The organism is Siansivirga zeaxanthinifaciens CC-SAMT-1, from assembly GCF_000941055.1.
In the GTDB taxonomy this organism is placed as follows: domain Bacteria; phylum Bacteroidota; class Bacteroidia; order Flavobacteriales; family Flavobacteriaceae; genus Siansivirga; species Siansivirga zeaxanthinifaciens.
Window position 1 is genome coordinate 213,059 of the sequence record NZ_CP007202.1, and the last position, 20,946, is coordinate 234,004.

Genomic DNA, 20,946 nt, shown 5'->3' on the forward strand with positions numbered 1-20,946 from the left:
ATCTACATTCTATCTGGGACTTGAATTCCCAGAACGCTAAAAGCATTTTTAATTGTTAAAGCGACTTTCTTAGAAAGCTGCACTCTAAATATTTTTTCATTTTCAATATCGGCTCCCAAAATAGATACGTTTTGATAAAATGAATTAAATTCTTTTACTAAATCGTAAGTGTAATTAGCTACTAGTGCAGGACTGTGTTGATTGGCTGCATTTTGAATTACTTCTGGAAACATTTCTAATTGCTTCAACAAGGCTTTTTCTTTTGGATTTAAATTGATTGCGATATCCTGAGAAACATCAAATTCTGCCTTACGTAAAATGGCTTGAATTCTTGCATACGTATATTGAATAAACGGCCCTGTATTACCTTGAAAATCTATAGATTCTTTTGGGTCAAACAAAATACGTTTCTTAGGGTCTACTTTTAAGATGTAATATTTCAAAGCACCCAAACCAATAGTTTTATACAACGCTTGTTTTTCTTGAGTAGTGTAACCATCAAGTTTGCCTAATTCTTCTGAAATCTCTCCAGCAGTCTTAGCCATTTCATCAATTAAATCATCTGCATCAACAACGGTTCCTTCACGGCTTTTCATTTTTCCGCTTGGCAAATCTACCATACCATAACTTAAATGGTATAAATTTTCTGCCCATTCAAAACCTAATTTCTTAAGAATTAAAAATAATACTTGAAAATGGTAGTCTTGTTCATTACCAACAGTGTAAACCATACCGCCTACATCTGGAAAATCCTTAATTCTTTGTATGGCAGTACCTATATCTTGTGTCATGTAAACAGCCGTACCATCGGCACGTTGAACTATTTTTTTATCGAGACCATCACTTGTTAAATCGCACCATACAGAACCATCGGCTTCCTTTTCAAATACACCCGATTTTAAACCTTCGGCAACAAATTCTTTTCCTAACAAATACGTATTACTTTCATAATACAATGTATCGAAATCGACACCTAAATTTTTATAGGTTTCATTAAATCCTTTATAAACCCAACCATTCATTGTCTCCCACAACGCTACGATTTCTTCATCTCCTGCCTCCCACTTTAACAACATATCTTGCGCTTGTAACAGTAAAGGAGCCGATTTTTTTGCTTCTTCTTCACTTAAACCTGAAGCTTTAAGCGTTTCTATTTCTTTTTTATATTCTTGATCGAACTTAACATAGTAATTTCCAACCAATTTATCACCCTTTAAACCGGTGGTTTCAGGAGTTTCATTATTACCAAAAAGCTTCCACGCTAACATACTTTTACATATGTGAATACCCCGATCGTTAATGATTTGGGTTTTATAAACCTTCTTGCCTGAAGCCTTTAAAATTTCGGCTACACTATACCCCAAAAGATTGTTTCTTACATGACCTAAATGCAACGGTTTGTTTGTATTGGGTGAAGAATACTCGACCATAATGGCTTTTTCGTTTGGGTTTGGTGAAACGAAACCATACAAATCATCATTTTTTATTTTGTTAAAAAATTTGATATAATAAGTATCGGCTATAACAATATTTAAAAAGCCCTTCACAACATTAAAAGCACTTACCTCGTCTACATTTTCAAGAAGATAATTTCCAATAACCTCGCCTATTTGAACAGGATTACCTTTAACAAAACGTAGCATTGGGAAAATCACAACAGTTATATCGCCTTCAAATTCTTTTCTTGTAGCCTGAAATTCTACAGATTCGAGATTTACATTAAACGTCGTTAAAACAGCTTGTTTTACTTGGTTAGATATTATGTCTTGAAGATTCATTTATCGTCTCTTTTTTAGGTGAGCAAAGATAAAACTTTTATTAAAGCTTAACTGTAAAATTTAATTTTAATAAAAGACTTCAATCGATAAATTCGAAGGACTTTAAATAAAAACTTACCGTTTTTCTATGAATTTTGCCTTTTATCTATTCGTCGATATTTTAGCTTTTAAAGCCGTTCCTTTCGTCTAATTTATTGGCTTTAAAACGCAGAAATTAGATTATTATAATGGATTTTATAACTTTTGTCGTAGTGTATTTTCGATTTTTCGGGAATACCACATTTTATAATATTTCAACACTAAAAAGCATTCTTTTTTTCCCTCAATTAAGACTACTTTTATTATTGCTTTATACATAAAGTTGTAATTTTGTAATTTATGAGGAGATTAATTACTTCAATTATTTTTTTATCTATTTTTCTTGGTTTCTCGCAAACTAAAGAGATAGATAACTTATCTATTGAATTAGCTTTTCAAACTCAAGACTCTCTAAAAGTTGAAATTTCACTTAAACTGGTTAAATCGTTATATGAAATTAACGATTTTGATAAGGCTATAAAATATCTTATTGAGAGCGAAAAATTATCAAAAAAACTAAATTACTCGAAAGGTCTTGCTGAAATTAGTTATTATAAAGCCTTAATTTATGCTAAAAAAGGTGATTATATTAATGCCGTTAGTGGATACATGCAGGCTAAAGCTTTGTTTGTTACATTAAACGATTCTTTAAATGTTGCCAAAGTTAACAACAGTATTGGTTTAATTGAAATTAAGAGAGGTAACTTCACAAAAGGACTACAATATTCGCTTGCTGCCATAAAAGAATTAAAAAGACAAAATCTTAAAAAAGATCTTTGTTTAGCCTACGAAAATCTTGCCGAAGCTTATACTAATATTAAAGCATACGATAAAGCCATTGAATTTAATTTAAAAACTCTTGAAATTCAAGAAGAACTAAACGATTTTAAGGGGATTTCGCAAACAAATAGTAGAATAGCAGAATTATATTCGTTTAACAAAGAATACAGAAAAGCTATAGAATATTACGAAAAAGTATTAGAAACAACTGATAACGATTCTATAAGCGGACATATTTATACAAATTTAGCCAACCAATATTTAAAGTTTAACGATTATCAAAAATCTGAAAATTATTTCCTTAAAGGATTAAAAATTAGCAGAGCAGATAATAATAAACCCGGAATTTTATTTGCATTAAACGGATTAGGAGAACTTTACTTAAAACAAAAAAGACTTGTTCTTGCCGAACTACAATTGTCTGAAGCAGGTTCTATTGCCAAAAACTTAAAAAACAAACCTGAGCTTTTGAGATATTATAAATCCATGAAGGATTTAGATTCTACCAAAGGAAAGTTTAACAGAGCTTATATTTGGCAAAGCGAATATTATAAGTTGAAAACAGAATTAGACAAGGAAAATCAAATAAAAGCCCCTGTAATTTCTGATTCTGATTTAGAATTAAATTCAGACTTTAACTCTAATGAAGCCTTAAATCCAGATCCAACAAAACCATTTGAAGCTACAGGAGATGATGACTCTGATAAATTTAAAATTATTCTTTATGTTTTATTAGCTGCATTAGCTGTGGTTTCTACCTTTTTAGTTTTAATTTATTTAAAACGAAATAATAATATTAAATACACTCAAGAATTAGAAGAAAAAAACTTAAAAATAGAATTACAAAATGAAGCATTTTTAGAACAAACAAAGCATCTAGAAAATGTTAATAATGTAAAAGACAAACTATTCTCTATAGTTTCACACGATTTAAAAGATTCGCTTTCTTCAATAAATGGTTTTATTAATTTATTAAGAGAAGGCTCTCTGTCGCGCGAGGAGTTCGACAATTTAATTCCTGAATTAAGTGAAAACGCTAACAATGCCTCTTTACTACTTTATAATTTACTAAACTGGTCTAAATCGCAAATGCAATCACTTGTTGCTAAACCCGAACTTTTTGATGTACAAGAAGTATTTGTAGATAAAGTAAAACTAATTGAACAACGTGCAGAAAGTAAAGGCATTGAGTTAAAAGATCATTCGTTTAGAGATTTTGCCTATGCCGATAAAAGTATGTTTGAAATAGTCGTTCAAAATTTATTAGCTAATGCTTTAAAATTCTGTAAAAGAGGTGATACCATTACTATTACAAACCATATAAGTAATGGCAATTGCATCGTTTGCATATCAGACACCGGTATTGGAATTTCAAAAGAAAATATCTCGAAACTTTTTAAGAACAGCTCGTTTACCACATTAGGCACTAACAATGAAAAAGGAACTGGTTTAGGCTTATCTATTTGTAATGAATTAATAGAATTGAACAATGGTAAAATTTGGGTAGAAAGCACCGAAAATGTTGGTAGTTCTTTCTATGTTCAATTACCGAAATCTAAAAAATAAAACTAAGCTTTAGGTAAAAACACTTCTGCCATCATACAACGTGCGCTCCCTCCACCGCATGCTTCGATGGTATCTAAAGAACTGTAAATTATTTTTGTATGCTTTTGAAGTCTTTCTATTTGTGCTGGTGTTAAAGAAACATAGGCAGCCTGACTCATTACCAAGTAACGCGTATCATTATCGCCACGAACCTGCAACATGTTACCAGCGAAATTATTTACTTGATCTTCTGTAATGTCAATGATTTCTTTTCCATCGTCCTTTAAATGCTTTATAACATTTTTACGTTCCTTTTTATCATCAATACTACTTAAACAAATAACTGCAAATGTTTCCCCCAAACACATCATAACATTTGTATGATAAATGGCTTTACGCGAATTATTTACTGTTTGATAGGCAGAAAATATAACAGGCATAAATTCAAAATCTTCACAAAATTCTATAAATAAATCTTCATCGGCCCTAGGAGATAAGGCACAATAAGCTTTTCGGTTTGTGCGATCTAGTAAAACGCTTCCTGTTCCTTCAAGAAAAACATTGTCGTCTTCTGCACTGGTGTAATCAATAATATCGTTAATAACAAATCCTTCGTTTTCTATAGCCTCTAAAACATCTTCTCTGCGTTCTAATCGTCTGTTTTCTGCAAACATAGGATACAACCCTACATTTCCATTTTGATGAAAGGATACCCAATTATTTGGAAAAATGGAGTCTGGAGTATCAAATTCATCCGAATCATTTACTACAATAACTTGAACTCCAATCTTACGAAGTTTATCTACAAATGCATCAAATTCTTGCTGAGCTTTTTTATTCACTTCGTTTGGCAACAAATTATTTAATACTTTTTGGTAATAATTATTTACAGCGGTTTGCTCGTTCATCCTGAAATTTATCGGGCGAATCATCAAAATTGTATTGGTCGTTTGTTGCATTATATGTTTTTTAGAATAAAATTAATCTCTTATTAATGGCATGGTAGAACATCTTAACAAGCCTTCTTGTTTAGAGATTTCACTATATGAAACTTCTTCAACTGTAAAGCCCTGTTCTACTAACCATTTGTTTAATCTAGTAAAGCCTTTCTCAGAAATAATTACGTCCTCTGAAATTGAAAACACGTTACTGTACATGTTGTACATTTCGTCTTTAGTAATTTCAAATATATTTTCTTTTCCGAAAAAATTTACCAACCAGTCATATTCGCGTTCTATTAAAAACCCATTTTTATGTAAAATGGCTTTATTAGTTCCAATAGGTTGAAAACAACAATCTAAATGCAATGCGTTTTCTTTTGCGTTGGTATTAGATTTTCTTAATTCGAATGATTTTACAATTTTATTGGGGAATAATTCCTGTAAAGCAATAACTGCATCTAAATTGGTTCTTGCTGTAATTAATTCGGGATAATCTTCACCTGAATAGGTGCCAACAAATATATAATCATTCCATGGCATGACATCACCACCTTCAACATGACATTCAGGAGGTAAAATTATTCTGTTTTCTTCCTCAACCTGATTCCAAACTTTAGCTATAGCTTCAAATTCTTTTTCTCTGTCTGGAAGAATATTAGCTTTAATGATTTTGTTTTCAATAACAAAAGCAATGTCCCTAGAGAATATTTGGTTACAATTTTCAATAATATCAGGCGTAAAAACTTTAACACCGTATTTCTGGAATACGTTGTACACTTCTTCCATTTCCAGAATCATATCGCTTTCTTTAGGATATGTACCAGCCAATACATGCTCGATGCTTTTTGGGTCGTAACATTCTGAAACTTTTGGTGTAGGACCATTGCTATGAGCTGTGCCCAAAACTACAGCTCTTAAGCGTGATGTTTCGTTTTTTATATTTAGTTTTAGCATCTTACAAATATAAAAAAGCTTCATAATTAATTATTATGAAGCTTTTTTATTAACTGTTAAATAAATCTTATTTTTTTCGATCTTCGATAGGAACAAATTTTCTTTCTGTAGCACCAATATAAATTTGTCTTGGTCTACCAATTGGTTCTTTTCTTAAACGCATTTCTCTCCATTGTGCAATCCAACCCGGTAGTCTACCTAATGCAAACATAACTGTAAACATATCGGTAGGAATGCCCATACCTCTGTAAATAATACCTGAATAGAAATCTACGTTAGGATACAGTTTTCTATCTACGAAATACGAATCTTCTAAAGCTTCTTTTTCTAAACCTTTAGCGATATCTAAAATAGGATCTTCAATTCCTAAGTCTCCTAAAACTTCATCTGCAGCTTTCTTAATTATTTTTGCACGAGGATCGAAGTTTTTATAAACACGGTGTCCAAAGCCCATTAAACGGAAAGGATCTTCTTTATCCTTAGCTTTTGCCATGTATTTTTTAGTATCACCATCATCATCTTTAATAGCTTCTAACATTTCTAATACCGCTTGGTTAGCACCACCGTGAAGGGGACCCCATAAAGCTGAAATCCCTGCTGATATAGAAGCAAATAATCCGGCGTGAGATGAACCAACAATTCTTACTGTAGATGTTGAACAGTTTTGTTCGTGATCTGCGTGTAATATTAAAAGTTTATCTAGTGCATCTACTAGTATTTTGTTTTGTTTGTATTCACCATTAGGCTTTCTAAACATCATTTTTAAAATATTTTCAACATACCCTAAAGAATCGTCTCCGTAGTCTAATGGTAGACCTAATTTTTTACGGTAAGTCCATGCTACTAAAACAGGAAATTTACCTAAAATTTTAACCACAGACTTATACATATCTTCTTCTGAATTTACATTTACAGAAGAAGGGTTAAAGGCAGTTAAGGCACTTGTTAAAGATGCAATAACACCCATGGGGTGTGCAGATTTTGGGAAGGCTTCTAGAATTTTCTTAACATCCTCATCAACGACAGCCTGGGCTTTAATGTCTTCATGAAACTTATCGTTTTGCTCTTTTGTTGGAAGTTCACCAAAAATTAATAAATAGGCAACTTCAAGAAAATCTGCTTTCTCAGCCAATTCTTCTATAGAGTAGCCTCTGTATCTTAAAATCCCTTTTTCTCCATCTAAAAAAGTAATACCACTTTCACAAGAACCTGTATTTTTAAATCCTGGATCTATTGTAATTACACCTTTAGATAAACTTCTAAAGTTTGAAATATCTATAGCAAGTTCATTTTCTGTTCCTTCTACTAAAGGTAATTCGTGTTTTTGACCGTTTATATCAATCGTAGCAGTATTAGCCATAAGTTAAATTGAGATTATTGTTTTATTATTTGGAAAGCTAATTTACAAAATATCTATGTAGATAGGAAGCACTTGAAACAAAGATTTAATCAATTAACATTTTATTTAATATTGGGTATAAAAAAAAGCGATTATTAAAAAAATAACCGCTTTTACAAAAAATATTTTTGTGCTTATTTTATTTTAAAAGCTTTTTCTTGAGGGAAATAAGCAACTTCACCTAATTCTTCTTCTATACGAAGTAATTGATTGTATTTAGCCATACGATCACTACGAGAAGCAGAACCTGTTTTTATTTGACCGCAGTTTAAAGCTACTGCTAAATCTGCAATAGTATTATCTTCAGTTTCTCCAGAACGGTGAGACATAACAGAAGTATAACTCGCATTTTTAGCCATATTAACAGCTGCGATAGTTTCTGTTAAAGAACCTATTTGATTTACTTTAATTAATATTGAATTTGCAATACCCTGCTCTATACCTCTTGATAAACGCTCTACATTGGTAACGAATAAATCATCGCCAACTAACTGAACTTTATCTCCAATTTTTTCAGTTAATAATTTCCATCCTTCCCAGTCATTTTCATCCATACCATCTTCGATAGAAATAATTGGATATTTAGCACATAACTCAGCTAAATATTCAGCTTGTTCTTCAGATGTTCTAACTTTTCCAGTTTCACCTTCAAATTTAGAATAATCGTATTTTCCGTTTACATAAAACTCAGCAGAAGCACAATCTAAAGCAATCATAACTTCATCACCAAATTTATATCCTGCGTTCTCAACAGCTGTTTTAATAGAATCTATAGCATCTTCTGTTCCTCCAGCTAAATTAGGAGCAAAACCTCCTTCATCACCTACAGCAGTACTTAAATTTCTATCGTGTAATACTTTTTTAAGATTGTGAAAAATCTCTGTACCCATTTGCATAGCATGTGTAAAGTTTTTTGCTTTAACAGGCATAATCATGAATTCTTGAAAAGCAATAGGAGCATCACTATGAGAACCTCCATTGATAATATTCATCATTGGAACTGGCAATGTATTAGCAGAAACCCCACCAACATAACGATATAATGGCATGTTTAACTCAGCTGCAGCTGCTTTTGCTACCGCTAATGAAACACCAAGAATTGCATTAGCTCCTAACTTTGATTTGTTTTTTGTTCCATCTAAATCAATCATTATTTGATCGATTAAGTTTTGTTCGAAAACTGAAACTCCTAATAATTCTGGTGCAATAATTGAATTTACATTATCAACCGCCTTTAAAACACCTTTTCCCATGTAAGCTTTACCACCATCTCTTAATTCTACAGCTTCATGCTCTCCTGTTGAAGCACCAGATGGAACTGCTGCTCTTCCTAATATATCATTTTCTGTTATAACATCTACTTCTACCGTAGGATTACCTCTTGAATCTAAAATTTGTCTTGCGTGGATATTAATTATTACACTCATAATTGATTATTTTTTAACTTTAATTATTTCAAATTTACGTTTTAATCTTGTTTAATCTTAATAGATATCAAAGATTTTATTAAAAAAACTTCTATATCGTTTTAGTAAACAAAAAGCCTTTAAAAATTAATTTTTCAAAGGCTTTTTTACTATTTATTTTTAATATTCTCAATAAATTGATCGAATAGATACTCCGAATCATGTGGTCCAGGACTTGCTTCTGGGTGATATTGCACCGAAAAACAATTTTTACTCTTCATTGCTAAACCAGCAACCGTATTATCATTTAAATGAACATGAGTAATTTCTAAATCTGTATGTGCCTCTGCCTCTTCGCGTTTAACAGCAAAGCCATGATTTTGAGAAGTGATTTCACCTTTTCCAGTTTTAATATTTTTTACAGGATGATTAATACCTCTATGTCCATTATGCATTTTATAGGTTGAAACGCCATTGGCTAAAGCTATAACCTGATGTCCTAAACATATACCAAATAAAGGCAAGTCTCTTTTAATAATCTCCTTAGCTACATTTTGAGCATCAACTAAAGGCTCTGGATCGCCAGGTCCATTAGATAAAAAGTATCCATCAGGATTAAATGACTCAAGATCTGAGAAAGTAGAATTATAAGGAAAAACCTTAATATAAACATCGCGCTTAGCAATATTTCTAAGAATATTTTTCTTGATACCTATATCTAAAGCTGAAACTTTATACGTTGCATTTTCATCACCAAAGAAATAAGGCTCTTTGGTAGAAACTTTAGAAGCTAACTCTAAACCTTCCATATTAGGAACTTCTGAAAGCTGCTTTTTTAAATCTTCAATATTATCTACATCTGTAGAAATAACGGCATTCATGGCACCATTATCACGAATATAGCTTACTAAAGCACGTGTATCAACATCAGAAATTGCTAAAAGATTATTTTCATTTAAGAAATCTTCTAAAGATTTGTCTGCATCATCTCTGGAGTAATCGTAACTAAAGTTTTTACAAATTAAACCCGCAATTTTAACAGAATCTGACTCTATTTCGTCGCTATTAGTACCGTAATTTCCAATGTGAGCATTGGTAGTAACCATTAACTGACCGAAATAAGAGGGATCGGTAAATATTTCCTGATACCCAGTCATTCCTGTGTTAAAACAAACTTCTCCAAATGCAGTTCCTTGTTTATTTCCAACTGCTTTACCGTAAAAAATAGTACCATCGGCTAATAAAATGATGGCTTTTTGTCTCTTTTGATATTTCATGTATTCAATAAAAGTTTTGCAAAATTGCATAAAAAAAAAGATAAACTAAAATAGTTTATCCTTTATATTTAAAATGCTTATTAACATTTATTCCTCTTCGTTAGTAGCTTTAGTATCTACAACAGGTGCCGCAGCTGGTTTAGAACCACCTCTTCTACTTCTACGAGTTGTTTTCTTTTCTACTTTACCAGCATTATAAAGCTCGTTGTAATCTACAAGCTCTATCATTGCCATATCGGCATTATCACCTAAACGATTACCTAATTTAATAATTCTAGTGTAACCTCCTGGACGATTAGCAACCTTAGCAGCTACATCTCTAAACAATTCTGTAACAGCATCTTTTTGTCTAATTCTAGACATAACGATACGTCTGTTATGAGTTGTATCTTCTTTAGATTTAGTAATCAATGGCTCTACAAATAATTTTAAAGCTTTTGCTTTAGCAACTGTAGTGTTAATACGCTTGTGCTCTATTAAAGAACAAGCCATATTAGCTAACATTGATTTTCTATGAGCAGTTTGTCTGCTTAAGTGATTTACTTTTTTTCCGTGTCTCATGACATTTGTTTTAAACCTTTATCTTGCTACAACCCACTATTGAGGAGCAAAATATAAAGTGATTAATCTTTATCTAATTTATATTTGCTTAAATCCATTCCGAAATTTAAACCTTTAACATTTACAAGCTCTTCAAGCTCAGTTAAAGATTTTTTACCAAAGTTTCTGAATTTCATTAAATCATTTTTGTTAAATGATACTAAGTCTCCTAGAGTATCAACTTCTGCCGCTTTTAAACAGTTAAGTGCACGAACAGATAAGTCCATATCGATTAACTTTGTTTTAAGCAACTGTCTCATATGTAAAGATTCTTCATCATATGTTTCAGTTTGAGCAATTTCATCGGCTTCTAAAGTGATACGCTCATCAGAGAATAACATGAAGTGATGAATTAAGGTTTTAGCTGCTTCAGTTAAAGCATCTTGTGGTGTAATTGAACCATCTGTAATGATTTCAAAAACTAATTTTTCATAATCAGTTTTTTGCTCTACACGATAGTTTTCAATACTATATTTAACGTTTTTAATTGGCGTGTAAATAGAATCGGTAAAAATAGTTCCTATTGGTGCTGCCGCTTTTTTGTTTTCTTCAGCAGGAACATAGCCTCTACCTTTTTCAATGGTAATTTCCATATTAAAATTAACCTTAGGATCTAAATTACAGATAACTAATTCTGTATTTAATACTTGAAATCCTGAGATAAATTTTTGAAAATCTCCAGCCGTAATTTGCTCTTGTCCTGAAATTGAAATTGAAATTGATTCGTTATCAATATCTTCAATTTGTCTTTTAAAACGAGCTTGTTTCAGATTAAGAATAATTTCTGTAACGTCTTCTACAACTCCAGATATGGCTGAAAACTCATGATCTACTCCTTCTATTCTTACTGATGTAATAGCAAAACCTTCCAAAGAGGATAATAATACTCTTCTTAATGCATTACCTACTGTTAAACCATAACCTGGTTCTAAAGGTCTGAATTCGAATTTTCCTTCGAAATCAGTAGAATCAATCATGATTACCTTGTCTGGTTTTTGAAAATTAAATACTGCCATTTATTTCTTCGTTTTAATTGTTACTTGGTTGCGCGGTTTAAAAGTTTGAAGAAGTACTTATGAACCCTTTGGCCAAATACCAATGTTAATAATTTATTATTTAGAATATAACTCGACGATGAATTGCTCGTTGATGTTTTCTGGAATTTGAATTCTAGCTGGTACAGAAACATAAGTACCTTGTTTAGTATCGTCGTTCCAAGTAATCCATTCGTATACTTGAGATGAATTTGATAATGATTTTGCTATAGTTTCTAAAGATTTAGATTTTTCTCTTACAGCAACAACATCACCAGCTTTTAATTGGTAAGAAGGAATATTTACCAACTCACCATTTACTGTAATGTGTCTGTGAGAAACTAATTGTCTTGCACCACTTCTAGTAGGAGCAATTCCCATTCTAAAAACTACATTGTCCAATCTAGATTCACATAATTGTAAAAGAACCTCACCAGTAATACCTTGTGCAGCTCTAGCTTTTTTAAATAAACCTCTAAATTGTCTTTCTAAAATACCATAAGTATATTTAGCTTTTTGCTTCTCCATTAATTGGATTGCGTACTCAGATTTTTTACCACGACGTCTAGCGTTACCGTGTTGCCCAGGTGGGTAATTTCTTTTTTCAAAAGATTTATCGTCTCCGAAAATTGCTTCTCCGAATTTACGGGCGATTTTAGTTTTAGGACCAGTATATCTTGCCATTTTAATTGTTTTTTTAAGAGGGATTATGAATTAAGGTCTTAATCTTATCCTTCGATAATCGTATCCTCTTTGTTTATACTTGTTAAATTATTTTTTTTTCAGTTTGCAAATTTACATATAAAAAAATTTATGTAAATTATACTCTTCTACGTTTTGGAGGTCTACATCCATTGTGTGGAAGTGGAGTAACATCGATAATTTCTGTTACTTCGATTCCAGCGTTGTGAATAGATCTAATAGCAGATTCTCTACCATTTCCTGGACCCTTAACGTATACTTTTACCTTTTTTAAACCAGCTTCAAGAGCAACAGCAGAAGCATCTTCTGCAGCTAATTGAGCAGCGTAAGGTGTGTTTTTCTTAGAACCTCTAAATCCCATTTTACCAGCAGATGACCAAGAGATTACATCTCCTTTTTTGTTGGTTAATGAAATAATGATGTTGTTAAAAGAAGCTGTTACGTGTGCTTCTCCTACAGAATCTACTATAACTTTACGCTTTTTAGTATTTTTTGTATTTGACTTTGCCATATTGTTTTAGTTTCTAGTTGTTAGTTGTTAGTGATAGAATCCTAAACTTTTACATTTCAAACAGATTCATCTAGCAGCTAAATACTAATGACGTTAATTATTTAGTTGCTTTTTTCTTATTAGCAACAGTTTTTCTTCTACCTTTTCTAGTTCTAGAGTTGTTTTTAGTACGCTGACCTCTTAACGGAAGTCCAGATCTATGACGAATACCTCTGTAACATCCAATATCCATTAAACGTTTAATGTTTAATTGGGTTTCAGAACGTAATTCGCCTTCGATTGTAAAAGTACCAACAGCTTCACGAATACCAGCAATTTGGTCGTCGTTCCAGTCTTGAACTTTAATACTTTCGTCAACATTAGCCTGTGCTAATATTTCTTTTGCTCTACTTCTTCCTATTCCGTAGATATAGGTTAAAGAAATAACTCCTCTTTTGTTTTTTGGTATGTCTACACCTGCAATTCTTGCCATAATTACCCTTGTCTTTGTTTAAATCTAGGATTCTTTTTGTTTATCACGTAAAGTCTACCTTTTCTACGCACGATTTTACAATCGGCACTTCTTTTTTTAACGGATGCTCTAACTTTCATCGTATTCGTATTAGTATCTATAAGTTATTCGAGCCTTACTTAAATCGTATGGGCTCATTTCTAATTTTACTTTATCTCCAGGTAAAAGCTTAATGTAATGCATACGCATCTTACCAGAGATGTGTGCAGTCACAATGTGACCATTTTCTAATTCAACACGAAACATAGCATTTGATAATGCTTCTATAATAGTTCCGTCTTGCTCAATTGCTGCTTGTTTTGCCATAGTATAATAATTAAGCTACTGCTTTTCTATTTTTACCGGTTTTCATCAAGCCATCGTAGTGTCTATTTAACAAATAAGAATTTACTTGTTGCATAGTATCTATTGCTACCCCAACTAAAATTATTAATGAAGTACCACCGAAAAATAAAGCCCATCCTTGTTGCACGCCCATAAGCTTAACAATAAACGCTGGGAACACAGCAATAAGTGCTAAAAATATAGAACCTGGTAAGGTAATTTGAGACATTATTTTATCTAAATATTCTGAAGTTTCTGCTCCCGGACGAATCCCAGGAATAAAACCTCCACTACGTTTTAAATCATCAGCCATTTTATTAGTAGGCACTGTAATTGCCGTATAGAAATACGTGAAAACAATAATTAATAGTGCAGATAATAAATTATACCAAAAACCAAATATATCGGCGAAATTAGTTTGCATCCAAGCACCTGCAGTTGTTTCTTTTAAAAATGAAGATCCACCTATTAAACTTGGTACAAACATAATTGCTTGAGCAAATATGATTGGCATAACTCCCGAAGCATTAAGCTTTAAAGGAATATATTGTCTGGAACCAGCTTCTAAACTTTTCTCGTACCCACCGCTTGCGGTTCTTCTAGCATATTGAACTGCAATTTTTCTAACAGCCATTACTAAAAGTATAGCGCCCAGTATAATTGCAAACCATAATACTAATTCAAAAAGAATAAGCATTACATTATTACCTTCTAATCTTGTAGCTGCATTTTGAAGGAACGCTGCAGGAAGTCTGGCAATAATACCCACCATAATTAATAGTGAAATACCATTACCTATACCTTTATCGGTAATACGCTCTCCTAACCACATTGCAAAAATAGTTCCTGTAACAAGAATTGTAACTGAAGAGAAATAAAATAAGAATCCAGTTCCTAATAAAAATGCACTTTGAGGAATTCCTAAAGCTGGTAAGCTAGCTAAATAACCTGGTGCTTGTAATAAACAAATCGCTATAGTTAACCAACGCGTAATTTGATTTATTTTCTTTTGACCACTAGCGCCTTCTTTTTGTAGTTTTTGTAAATAAGGAATAGCAATTCCCATTAATTGAACCACAATAGAAGCAGAAATGTAAGGCATAATGCCCAAAGCAAATACAGAAGCATTTGCAAAAGCTCCACCAGTAAAGGCATTAAGTAAACCTAATATCCCACTATCTGTACTATCTGCTAACCCAGCTAACTGAGAAGCATCAATACCTGGCAAAACAACTTGAGCACCAAAACGATAAACTAACAATAGACCAAGAGTTACAATGATTCTATTTCTTAGTTCCTCGATTTTCCAAACATTCTTTAACGATTCTATAAATTTCATACTTATAATACGGTCTTATAATGTTACTACTTCTCCTCCAGCTGCTTCAATTGCGGCCTTAGCAGTAGCAGTAAATTTATGTGCAGATACTTTTAACTTAGCTTTTAACTCACCTCTTCCTAAAATTTTAACTAGGTCATTTTTCCCAATTAAACCATTATTGAAAAGGATTTCAAAATCTACTGTATCTGAAATTTTCTTATCGTCTACTAATAATTGAAGAGTATCTAAGTTAATACCTTGATATTCTACACGATTAATATTTGTAAAACCAAATTTAGGCACACGTCTTTGAAGTGGCATTTGACCTCCTTCAAAACCAACCTTTTTAGAATAACCAGAACGTGATTTAGCTCCTTTGTGTCCGCGTGTAGCAGTACCACCTTTTCCAGAACCTTGTCCTCTACCTATTCTTTTTCCTTGATTTTTTACTGAACCTTCTGCAGGTTTTAAATTACTTAAATCCATTTTCAGTTTTATATTATTTTGTTTCTTCAACAGAAACTAAATGTGAAACTTTAGCAACCATACCAAGTACACTTGATGTGGCATCGTGCTCTACAACTTGACCAATCTTTTTTAAACCAAGAGATTCAAGTATTCTTTTTTGTCTAAGCGGTTTATTGATATCGCTTTTAACTTTTGTTACTTTAATTTTTGCCATCTCTTTTATTTTAAGCTTTAAATACTTGTTCAAGTGTAATTCCTCTATCACGAGCAATTGCATTAGCATCTCTTAATTGTAATAAAGCATCGAAAGTTGCTTTAACTACGTTATGAGGGTTAGATGAACCTTGAGATTTAGATAATACATCATGTACACCTACGGCCTCAAGTACTGTTCTAACAGCACCACCTGCAATAACACCTGTACCAGGAGCAGCTGGAATAATATTTACTCTAGCTCCACCATATTTACCTTTTTGTTCGTGTGGTAAAGTCCCTTTAAGAATAGGTATTCTTACTAAATTCTTTTTAGCATCTTCAACAGCTTTTGCTATTGCGCTTGCTACGTCTTTAGATTTACCTAAACCTTGACCTACAACACCAGCCTCATCACCAACCACAACGATTGCCGAAAAACCAAATGCTCTACCACCTTTAGTTACTTTTGTAACTCTTTGTACACCAACCAAACGATCTTTAAGATCTAATCCGCTTGGTTTTACTAACTCTGCGCTTTTGTATTTACGATACATAATTTCTTAGAATTTAAGTCCTGCTTCTCTAGCTCCTTCAGCTAATGATTTTACTCTTCCATGGTATAAATAACCACCTCTATCAAAAGCGATAGTTTCGATACCTGCCTTCATAGCTTTTTCAGCAATTGCCTTACCTACTAATTTGGCTACTTCAACTTTAGTTGCTTTAACAGAACTAATTTCTTTATCTTTTGAAGATGCTGCACTAATGGTAACACCAGTTACGTCATCTACAATTTGAGCATAAATTTCTTTATTGCTTCTAAAAACAGCTAATCTTGGTCTAGTTGCAGTACCTGAAACTATCTTGCGAATTCTGCTTTTAATTCTTATTCTTCTTTCGTATTTTGTCAATGCCATAACTAAATTATTAAGCTGATTTACCTGCTTTTCTTCTTAAAACTTCACCAACAAACTTGATACCTTTTCCTTTGTAAGGCTCTGGTCTTCTAAAACCACGTATCTTTGCAGCTACTTGACCTACAAGTTGTTTATCATGAGAAGTTAGTTTTATAATTGGATTTTTACCTTTCTCTGAAACAGTTTCAACATTAACTTCTGGAGCTAATTCTAAAACTATTGCGTGAGAGAAACCTAAAGCTAACTCAAGTTTTTGACCTTGGTTACTTGCTCTATATCCAACACCTACCAACTCTAATTGTTTAGTCCATCCTTTAGATACACCTTCAATCATGTTACGCATTAATGATCTATATAAACCATGTTTAGCTTTTTGATCTTTAGTATCTGAAGAACGTGTTACCATCACATTTCCATCTTCAACTTTAATATCTACAGAATCAAAATTTTGAGATAATTCTCCTAATTTTCCTTTTACTGTAACTACTCCGTCTTTTATATCAACTGTAACGCCTTGTGGAATTACTACTGGGTTATTACCTATTCTTGACATTTCTTATCTTTTTAGTAAACGTAACATAAAACTTCTCCACCTACGTTATCTCTTTTGGCTTGTTTGCCCGTCATTACTCCATGAGAAGTAGAAACGATAGCAATACCAAGACCATTAAGAATTCTAGGTAGTTCTTTAGAACTTGCATACTTACGTAAACCTGGTTTACTTATTCTTTCAATCTTTTTAATTACAGGCTCTTTTGTTTCTTTGTTGTACTTAAGAGCTATTTTAATAGTTCCTTGTACTGTAGAATCATCAAACTTGTAACTTAAAATATATCCTTGTTCGAATAATATTTTTGTGATGTCTTTTTTAAGATTAGATGCTGGGATCTCAACCACTCTGTGGTTAGCACGCACTGCATTTCTAATTCTTGTCAAATAATCCGCTATTGGATCTGTGTACATAATGAATTGATTTTGTGACTTTGGTTTTCAACTTTTTGTTGAACCTTAAATCTGATTATTAAAATAATATTACCAACTTGCTTTTCTTACACCAGGAATAAGGCCTTGGTTAGCCATTTCTCTAAAAGTAACACGTGAGATACCAAATGTTCTCATGTAACCTCTAGGTCTTCCTGTTAATTTACATCTATTATGTTGACGAATTGGAGAAGCATTTTTTGGTAACTTTTGTAATGCTTCATAATCTCCAGCTTCTTTTAAAGCTTTACGTTTTTCAGCATATTTAGCTACTGTTTTAGCTCTTTTTACCTCGCGGGCTTTCATTGATTCTTTAGCCATAACTTAGTTCTTTTGAAAAGGTAATCCTAATTCGGTTAATAATGATTTTGCTTCTTTATCTGTTTCGGCAGAAGTTACAAATGTAATATCCATTCCTGAGATTTTGTTAACTTTATCGATATTTATCTCAGGGAAAATGATTTGTTCAGTAATACCTAAATTGTAATTACCTCTTCCATCAAAACCTGAAGCTTTAATACCGCTAAAATCTCTAACTCGTGGTAAAGCTGAAGTTACTAAACGATCTAAAAATTCATACATTCTTTCTCCGCGTAAAGTTACTTTTGCTCCAATTGGCATACCTTTACGTAATTTGAAAGATGCAACGTCTTTTTTAGATATAGTTGCTATAGCTTTTTGTCCAGATATAGTAGTTAATTCTTCAACTGCATAGTCGATTAACTTTTTGTCTGCAACAGCAGCTCCTACACCTTTAGATATTACTATCTTTTGTAGTTTAGGAACTTGCATTACATTTTTATATCCAAATTCTTCTGTAAGAGCAGCAATTACTTTGCTTTTATACTCTTCTTTTAGTCTCGGTGAATATGCCATAACTATATTACTTCATTAGATTTTGTTGAAAATCTCACTTTCTTATCACCTTCCATTTTGTAACCTACTCTTGTTGTTTCTCCTTTAGAGGTTAACAATGATAAGTTAGAAATGTGAATTGGTGCTTCTTTCTCTACGATTCCACCTTGAGGGTTTTGTGCACTTGGTTTAGTATGTTTCTTAACCATGTTAATACCCTCAACAATCGCTTTGTTCTTATCTATCAATACTTTTTGTACTTTACCTTCAGATCCTTTATGATCTCCAGCAATTACTCTAACAGTATCTCCAGTTTTTATTTTAAGCTTTGTCATCTTAATTTAATGTATTAAAGCACTTCAGGTGCTAATGATACAATTTTCATGAATTGTTTATCACGAAGCTCTCTAGCAACAGGACCAAATACACGTGTACCTCTCATTTCTCCCGCAGGATTTAAAAGCACACAAGCATTATCATCGAATCTAATATAAGATCCATCTGGTCTTCTTACTTCTTTTACAGTACGAACAACAACAGCTGTTGAAACTGCACCTTTTTTAACGTTTCCGTTTGGTGTAGCGTCTTTTACAGAAACAACAATTTTGTCTCCTACTGATGCGTATCTTCTTTTAGTACCACCTAGAACACGTATTGTTAATACTTCTTTTGCTCCAGTGTTGTCTGCTACTTTTAATCTTGATTCTTGCTGTACCATAATTATTTAGCTCTTTCTATGATTTCAACTAATCTCCAACATTTAGATTTACTTAAAGGTCTTGTTTCCATGATTCTTACAGTATCTCCAATGTTACAATCGTTTGTTTCGTCGTGTGCAACATATTTTTTTGTTTTTAACACGAACTTACCATACATAGGGTGTTTTACTTTTTTAACTTCAGAAACCACAATTGACTTCTGCATTTTGTTACTTGTAACAACTCCTATACGTTCTTTTCTTAAATTTCTTGTTTCCATCTTTTAGCAGAATTATTGTAATTCTCTTTTAGTTAATTCTGTCGCAATTCTTGCTACGGTACGTCTTATTGTACGTAATTGAATTGGATTTTCTAAAGGAGATATTGCATGAGCTAATTTTAGGTCTGAATAACTCTTTTTAACTTCACCTAGTTTCTCTTGTAACTCGGCTACTGATAATTCTTTAATTTCTGATTGTTTCATAATATCAAATAAATTATGCTTCGTAATCGCGAGCAATTATAAACTTAGTTTGAACAGGTAATTTTTGAGCTGCTAAACGTAACGCTTCTTTAGCGATATCTAGAGATACTCCTCCTATTTCAAATAACACTCTACCTGGTTTAATAACAGCTACCCAATACTCAACGGCACCTTTACCTTTACCCATACGTACTTCAAGAGGCTTTTTTGTAATTGGCTTGTCTGGAAATATTTTAATCCAAAGTTGCCCTTCTCTTTTCATGTAACGTGTAGCGGCAATACGAGCTGCTTCAATTTGACGTGATGTTAAAAAATTCGAGTCTAACGATTTTATACCAAAAGTACCGTTTGAAAGTTGATGTCCTCTTTGAGAGAGACCTTTCATACGTCCTTTTTGTTGCTTACGAAATTTTGTTCTTTTAGGCTGTAACATTTTTCTTTACTTTATAAAAAATTACTTTCTACGACGAGGTTTGGAATTATTTCCACCGCGACTTCCGGCATTACCTTTTCCTTGCTTTTTGGCTAAACCAACAAGCGGAGAAAGTTCTCTTTTACCATATACTTCACCTTTCATGATCCATACTTTTACACCTAATCTACCATAAGTAGTGTGTGCTTCAACTAAAGCATAATCAATATCGGCTCTGAAGGTTGATAAAGGAATACGTCCTTCTTTGTAGTGTTCAGAACGTGCCATTTCAGCACCATTTAAACGTCCACTAATTTGAACTTTAATTCCTTCAGCATTCATACGCATTGTAGCAGCGATAGCCATCTTAATTGCACGTCTGTATGAAATTCTGTTTTCAATTTGACGAGCAATACTAGATCCTACTAAAAATGCATCAAGTTCAGGTCTTTTAATTTCAAAGATGTTAATCTGAACTTCTTTTCCAGTAATTTTTTTAAGCTCTTCTTTTAACTTGTCTACCTCTTGACCGCCTTTACCAATAATGATACCTGGACGAGCCGTTGTGATAGTAACGGTTACAAGTTTAAGCGTACGCTCAATAATTACTCTACTTACACTAGCTTTAGATAAACGTACATGTACGTATTTTCTAATCTTATCGTCTTCGGCAAGCTTATCTCCATAATCATTACCTCCGTACCAGTTAGATTCCCATCCTCTGATAATACCTAAGCGATTTCCGATTGGATTTGTTTTTTGTCCCATACTTCTA

29 protein-coding genes are annotated in these 20,946 nt (G+C 32.5%); 1 reads left to right on the forward strand and 28 read right to left on the reverse strand.

What is annotated here, in order from left to right; all coding sequences use genetic code 11:
* Positions 1-2 precede the first annotated feature (2 nt).
* On the reverse strand, positions 3-1,778 hold the full coding sequence (gene argS, locus AW14_RS01020) for an arginine--tRNA ligase (RefSeq protein WP_044637113.1): 1,776 nt from the start codon (positions 1,776-1,778) through the stop codon (positions 3-5).
* Positions 1,779-2,156: 378 nt separating this feature from the next.
* Here argS and AW14_RS01025 point away from each other — a divergent pair, with 378 nt between their 5' ends.
* Positions 2,157-4,202 (forward strand): tetratricopeptide repeat-containing sensor histidine kinase, encoded by a 2,046-nt coding sequence (locus AW14_RS01025; protein ID WP_044637114.1) that lies wholly within the window; start codon positions 2,157-2,159, stop codon positions 4,200-4,202.
* A gap of 2 nt (positions 4,203-4,204) precedes the next feature.
* Here the strand turns inward: AW14_RS01025 and ctlX are convergent, their stop codons facing one another.
* The 27 genes from ctlX to rpsC form a co-directional block, all read right to left on the reverse strand.
* Positions 4,205-5,140, reverse strand: a complete 936-nt coding sequence (gene ctlX, locus AW14_RS01030; protein WP_044637115.1) for a citrulline utilization hydrolase CtlX — start codon at positions 5,138-5,140, stop codon at positions 4,205-4,207.
* A gap of 21 nt (positions 5,141-5,161) precedes the next feature.
* The gene (locus AW14_RS01035; protein WP_044637116.1) at positions 5,162-6,076 is read right to left on the reverse strand and encodes a dimethylarginine dimethylaminohydrolase family protein; all 915 of its coding nucleotides are present in this window, start codon (positions 6,074-6,076) and stop codon (positions 5,162-5,164) included.
* A 67-nt stretch (positions 6,077-6,143) separates the two neighbouring features.
* Positions 6,144-7,436 carry a citrate synthase gene (locus AW14_RS01040; RefSeq protein WP_044637117.1) on the reverse strand — a complete coding sequence of 431 codons (1,293 nt, stop codon included), beginning with the start codon at positions 7,434-7,436 and terminating at the stop codon, positions 6,144-6,146.
* A 173-nt stretch (positions 7,437-7,609) separates the two neighbouring features.
* Entirely contained in the window at positions 7,610-8,902 is a 1,293-nt protein-coding gene (eno, locus tag AW14_RS01045; protein ID WP_044637118.1) for a phosphopyruvate hydratase, read from the reverse strand.
* Positions 8,903-9,051: 149 nt separating this feature from the next.
* Positions 9,052-10,158 carry a glutamine-hydrolyzing carbamoyl-phosphate synthase small subunit gene (gene carA / locus AW14_RS01050; RefSeq protein WP_044637119.1) on the reverse strand — a complete coding sequence of 369 codons (1,107 nt, stop codon included), beginning with the start codon at positions 10,156-10,158 and terminating at the stop codon, positions 9,052-9,054.
* Between the two features lie 87 nt (positions 10,159-10,245).
* Positions 10,246-10,719: a 50S ribosomal protein L17 gene (gene rplQ / locus AW14_RS01055; RefSeq protein WP_044637120.1), complete on the reverse strand. Its 474-nt coding sequence runs from the start codon at positions 10,717-10,719 to the stop codon at positions 10,246-10,248.
* Between the two features lie 62 nt (positions 10,720-10,781).
* Positions 10,782-11,774 carry a DNA-directed RNA polymerase subunit alpha gene (locus tag AW14_RS01060; protein ID WP_044637121.1) on the reverse strand — a complete coding sequence of 331 codons (993 nt, stop codon included), beginning with the start codon at positions 11,772-11,774 and terminating at the stop codon, positions 10,782-10,784.
* Between the two features lie 96 nt (positions 11,775-11,870).
* The gene (gene rpsD, locus AW14_RS01065) at positions 11,871-12,476 is read right to left on the reverse strand and encodes a 30S ribosomal protein S4 (RefSeq protein ID WP_044637122.1); all 606 of its coding nucleotides are present in this window, start codon (positions 12,474-12,476) and stop codon (positions 11,871-11,873) included.
* A gap of 136 nt (positions 12,477-12,612) precedes the next feature.
* Positions 12,613-13,005, reverse strand: coding sequence for a 30S ribosomal protein S11 (gene rpsK / locus AW14_RS01070; RefSeq protein ID WP_044637123.1), 393 nt, complete (start codon positions 13,003-13,005; stop codon positions 12,613-12,615).
* 97 nt (positions 13,006-13,102) lie between these two features.
* A complete protein-coding gene (rpsM, locus tag AW14_RS01075; protein WP_044637124.1) occupies positions 13,103-13,477 on the reverse strand; it encodes a 30S ribosomal protein S13 in 375 nt (124 codons plus the stop codon).
* Positions 13,478-13,479: 2 nt separating this feature from the next.
* A complete protein-coding gene (gene ykgO, locus AW14_RS14610; protein ID WP_013305171.1) occupies positions 13,480-13,596 on the reverse strand; it encodes a type B 50S ribosomal protein L36 in 117 nt (38 codons plus the stop codon).
* 10 nt (positions 13,597-13,606) lie between these two features.
* Positions 13,607-13,822, reverse strand: a complete 216-nt coding sequence (infA, locus tag AW14_RS01080; RefSeq protein WP_028289261.1) for a translation initiation factor IF-1 — start codon at positions 13,820-13,822, stop codon at positions 13,607-13,609.
* Between the two features lie 10 nt (positions 13,823-13,832).
* A complete protein-coding gene (gene secY / locus AW14_RS01085) occupies positions 13,833-15,179 on the reverse strand; it encodes a preprotein translocase subunit SecY (RefSeq protein ID WP_044637125.1) in 1,347 nt (448 codons plus the stop codon).
* A gap of 15 nt (positions 15,180-15,194) precedes the next feature.
* On the reverse strand, positions 15,195-15,647 hold the full coding sequence (rplO, locus tag AW14_RS01090; RefSeq protein WP_044637126.1) for a 50S ribosomal protein L15: 453 nt from the start codon (positions 15,645-15,647) through the stop codon (positions 15,195-15,197).
* A gap of 13 nt (positions 15,648-15,660) precedes the next feature.
* Positions 15,661-15,843 (reverse strand): 50S ribosomal protein L30, encoded by a 183-nt coding sequence (gene rpmD, locus AW14_RS01095; RefSeq protein WP_044637127.1) that lies wholly within the window; start codon positions 15,841-15,843, stop codon positions 15,661-15,663.
* Between the two features lie 10 nt (positions 15,844-15,853).
* On the reverse strand, positions 15,854-16,378 hold the full coding sequence (gene rpsE, locus AW14_RS01100; protein ID WP_044637128.1) for a 30S ribosomal protein S5: 525 nt from the start codon (positions 16,376-16,378) through the stop codon (positions 15,854-15,856).
* Positions 16,379-16,384: 6 nt separating this feature from the next.
* A complete protein-coding gene (gene rplR, locus AW14_RS01105) occupies positions 16,385-16,741 on the reverse strand; it encodes a 50S ribosomal protein L18 (protein ID WP_044637129.1) in 357 nt (118 codons plus the stop codon).
* A gap of 10 nt (positions 16,742-16,751) precedes the next feature.
* Positions 16,752-17,294, reverse strand: coding sequence for a 50S ribosomal protein L6 (gene rplF / locus AW14_RS01110; RefSeq protein ID WP_044637130.1), 543 nt, complete (start codon positions 17,292-17,294; stop codon positions 16,752-16,754).
* Between the two features lie 11 nt (positions 17,295-17,305).
* Complete coding sequence (gene rpsH / locus AW14_RS01115; RefSeq protein ID WP_044637131.1) at positions 17,306-17,704, reverse strand: 30S ribosomal protein S8; 399 nt, start codon at positions 17,702-17,704, stop codon at positions 17,306-17,308.
* Positions 17,705-17,773: 69 nt separating this feature from the next.
* A complete protein-coding gene (gene rpsN / locus AW14_RS01120) occupies positions 17,774-18,043 on the reverse strand; it encodes a 30S ribosomal protein S14 (RefSeq protein ID WP_044637132.1) in 270 nt (89 codons plus the stop codon).
* A 3-nt stretch (positions 18,044-18,046) separates the two neighbouring features.
* A complete protein-coding gene (rplE, locus tag AW14_RS01125) occupies positions 18,047-18,598 on the reverse strand; it encodes a 50S ribosomal protein L5 (RefSeq protein WP_044637133.1) in 552 nt (183 codons plus the stop codon).
* Between the two features lie 2 nt (positions 18,599-18,600).
* A complete protein-coding gene (gene rplX, locus AW14_RS01130; RefSeq protein WP_044637134.1) occupies positions 18,601-18,912 on the reverse strand; it encodes a 50S ribosomal protein L24 in 312 nt (103 codons plus the stop codon).
* Between the two features lie 14 nt (positions 18,913-18,926).
* Positions 18,927-19,295 carry a 50S ribosomal protein L14 gene (gene rplN / locus AW14_RS01135; RefSeq protein WP_044637135.1) on the reverse strand — a complete coding sequence of 123 codons (369 nt, stop codon included), beginning with the start codon at positions 19,293-19,295 and terminating at the stop codon, positions 18,927-18,929.
* Positions 19,296-19,297: 2 nt separating this feature from the next.
* Positions 19,298-19,555 carry a 30S ribosomal protein S17 gene (rpsQ, locus tag AW14_RS01140; RefSeq protein ID WP_044637136.1) on the reverse strand — a complete coding sequence of 86 codons (258 nt, stop codon included), beginning with the start codon at positions 19,553-19,555 and terminating at the stop codon, positions 19,298-19,300.
* A gap of 12 nt (positions 19,556-19,567) precedes the next feature.
* The gene (rpmC, locus tag AW14_RS01145) at positions 19,568-19,759 is read right to left on the reverse strand and encodes a 50S ribosomal protein L29 (protein ID WP_044637137.1); all 192 of its coding nucleotides are present in this window, start codon (positions 19,757-19,759) and stop codon (positions 19,568-19,570) included.
* A gap of 13 nt (positions 19,760-19,772) precedes the next feature.
* Complete coding sequence (rplP, locus tag AW14_RS01150) at positions 19,773-20,192, reverse strand: 50S ribosomal protein L16 (protein ID WP_044637138.1); 420 nt, start codon at positions 20,190-20,192, stop codon at positions 19,773-19,775.
* A gap of 21 nt (positions 20,193-20,213) precedes the next feature.
* Positions 20,214-20,939 carry a 30S ribosomal protein S3 gene (gene rpsC, locus AW14_RS01155; RefSeq protein WP_044637139.1) on the reverse strand — a complete coding sequence of 242 codons (726 nt, stop codon included), beginning with the start codon at positions 20,937-20,939 and terminating at the stop codon, positions 20,214-20,216.
* Positions 20,940-20,946 lie beyond the last annotated feature (7 nt).

What these genes read in the sequence shown, in the direction of transcription:
- argS (WP_044637113.1), bottom strand. Translation starts at nt 1,778, where the DNA reads ATGAATCTTCAAGACATAATATCTAACCAAGTAAAACAAGCTGTTTTA.
- AW14_RS01025 (WP_044637114.1), top strand. Translation starts at nt 2,157, where the DNA reads ATGAGGAGATTAATTACTTCAATTATTTTTTTATCTATTTTTCTTGGT.
- ctlX (WP_044637115.1), bottom strand. Translation starts at nt 5,140, where the DNA reads ATGCAACAAACGACCAATACAATTTTGATGATTCGCCCGATAAATTTC.
- AW14_RS01035 (WP_044637116.1), bottom strand. Translation starts at nt 6,076, where the DNA reads ATGCTAAAACTAAATATAAAAAACGAAACATCACGCTTAAGAGCTGTA.
- AW14_RS01040 (WP_044637117.1), bottom strand. Translation starts at nt 7,436, where the DNA reads ATGGCTAATACTGCTACGATTGATATAAACGGTCAAAAACACGAATTA.
- eno (WP_044637118.1), bottom strand. Translation starts at nt 8,902, where the DNA reads ATGAGTGTAATAATTAATATCCACGCAAGACAAATTTTAGATTCAAGA.
- carA (WP_044637119.1), bottom strand. Translation starts at nt 10,158, where the DNA reads ATGAAATATCAAAAGAGACAAAAAGCCATCATTTTATTAGCCGATGGT.
- rplQ (WP_044637120.1), bottom strand. Translation starts at nt 10,719, where the DNA reads ATGAGACACGGAAAAAAAGTAAATCACTTAAGCAGACAAACTGCTCAT.
- AW14_RS01060 (WP_044637121.1), bottom strand. Translation starts at nt 11,774, where the DNA reads ATGGCAGTATTTAATTTTCAAAAACCAGACAAGGTAATCATGATTGAT.
- rpsD (WP_044637122.1), bottom strand. Translation starts at nt 12,476, where the DNA reads ATGGCAAGATATACTGGTCCTAAAACTAAAATCGCCCGTAAATTCGGA.
- rpsK (WP_044637123.1), bottom strand. Translation starts at nt 13,005, where the DNA reads ATGGCAAAGTCAAATACAAAAAATACTAAAAAGCGTAAAGTTATAGTA.
- rpsM (WP_044637124.1), bottom strand. Translation starts at nt 13,477, where the DNA reads ATGGCAAGAATTGCAGGTGTAGACATACCAAAAAACAAAAGAGGAGTT.
- ykgO (WP_013305171.1), bottom strand. Translation starts at nt 13,596, where the DNA reads ATGAAAGTTAGAGCATCCGTTAAAAAAAGAAGTGCCGATTGTAAAATC.
- infA (WP_028289261.1), bottom strand. Translation starts at nt 13,822, where the DNA reads ATGGCAAAACAAGCAGCAATTGAGCAAGACGGAACTATTATAGAAGCA.
- secY (WP_044637125.1), bottom strand. Translation starts at nt 15,179, where the DNA reads ATGAAATTTATAGAATCGTTAAAGAATGTTTGGAAAATCGAGGAACTA.
- rplO (WP_044637126.1), bottom strand. Translation starts at nt 15,647, where the DNA reads ATGGATTTAAGTAATTTAAAACCTGCAGAAGGTTCAGTAAAAAATCAA.
- rpmD (WP_044637127.1), bottom strand. Translation starts at nt 15,843, where the DNA reads ATGGCAAAAATTAAAGTAACAAAAGTTAAAAGCGATATCAATAAACCG.
- rpsE (WP_044637128.1), bottom strand. Translation starts at nt 16,378, where the DNA reads ATGTATCGTAAATACAAAAGCGCAGAGTTAGTAAAACCAAGCGGATTA.
- rplR (WP_044637129.1), bottom strand. Translation starts at nt 16,741, where the DNA reads ATGGCATTGACAAAATACGAAAGAAGAATAAGAATTAAAAGCAGAATT.
- rplF (WP_044637130.1), bottom strand. Translation starts at nt 17,294, where the DNA reads ATGTCAAGAATAGGTAATAACCCAGTAGTAATTCCACAAGGCGTTACA.
- rpsH (WP_044637131.1), bottom strand. Translation starts at nt 17,704, where the DNA reads ATGTACACAGATCCAATAGCGGATTATTTGACAAGAATTAGAAATGCA.
- rpsN (WP_044637132.1), bottom strand. Translation starts at nt 18,043, where the DNA reads ATGGCTAAAGAATCAATGAAAGCCCGCGAGGTAAAAAGAGCTAAAACA.
- rplE (WP_044637133.1), bottom strand. Translation starts at nt 18,598, where the DNA reads ATGGCATATTCACCGAGACTAAAAGAAGAGTATAAAAGCAAAGTAATT.
- rplX (WP_044637134.1), bottom strand. Translation starts at nt 18,912, where the DNA reads ATGACAAAGCTTAAAATAAAAACTGGAGATACTGTTAGAGTAATTGCT.
- rplN (WP_044637135.1), bottom strand. Translation starts at nt 19,295, where the DNA reads ATGGTACAGCAAGAATCAAGATTAAAAGTAGCAGACAACACTGGAGCA.
- rpsQ (WP_044637136.1), bottom strand. Translation starts at nt 19,555, where the DNA reads ATGGAAACAAGAAATTTAAGAAAAGAACGTATAGGAGTTGTTACAAGT.
- rpmC (WP_044637137.1), bottom strand. Translation starts at nt 19,759, where the DNA reads ATGAAACAATCAGAAATTAAAGAATTATCAGTAGCCGAGTTACAAGAG.
- rplP (WP_044637138.1), bottom strand. Translation starts at nt 20,192, where the DNA reads ATGTTACAGCCTAAAAGAACAAAATTTCGTAAGCAACAAAAAGGACGT.
- rpsC (WP_044637139.1), bottom strand. Translation starts at nt 20,939, where the DNA reads ATGGGACAAAAAACAAATCCAATCGGAAATCGCTTAGGTATTATCAGA.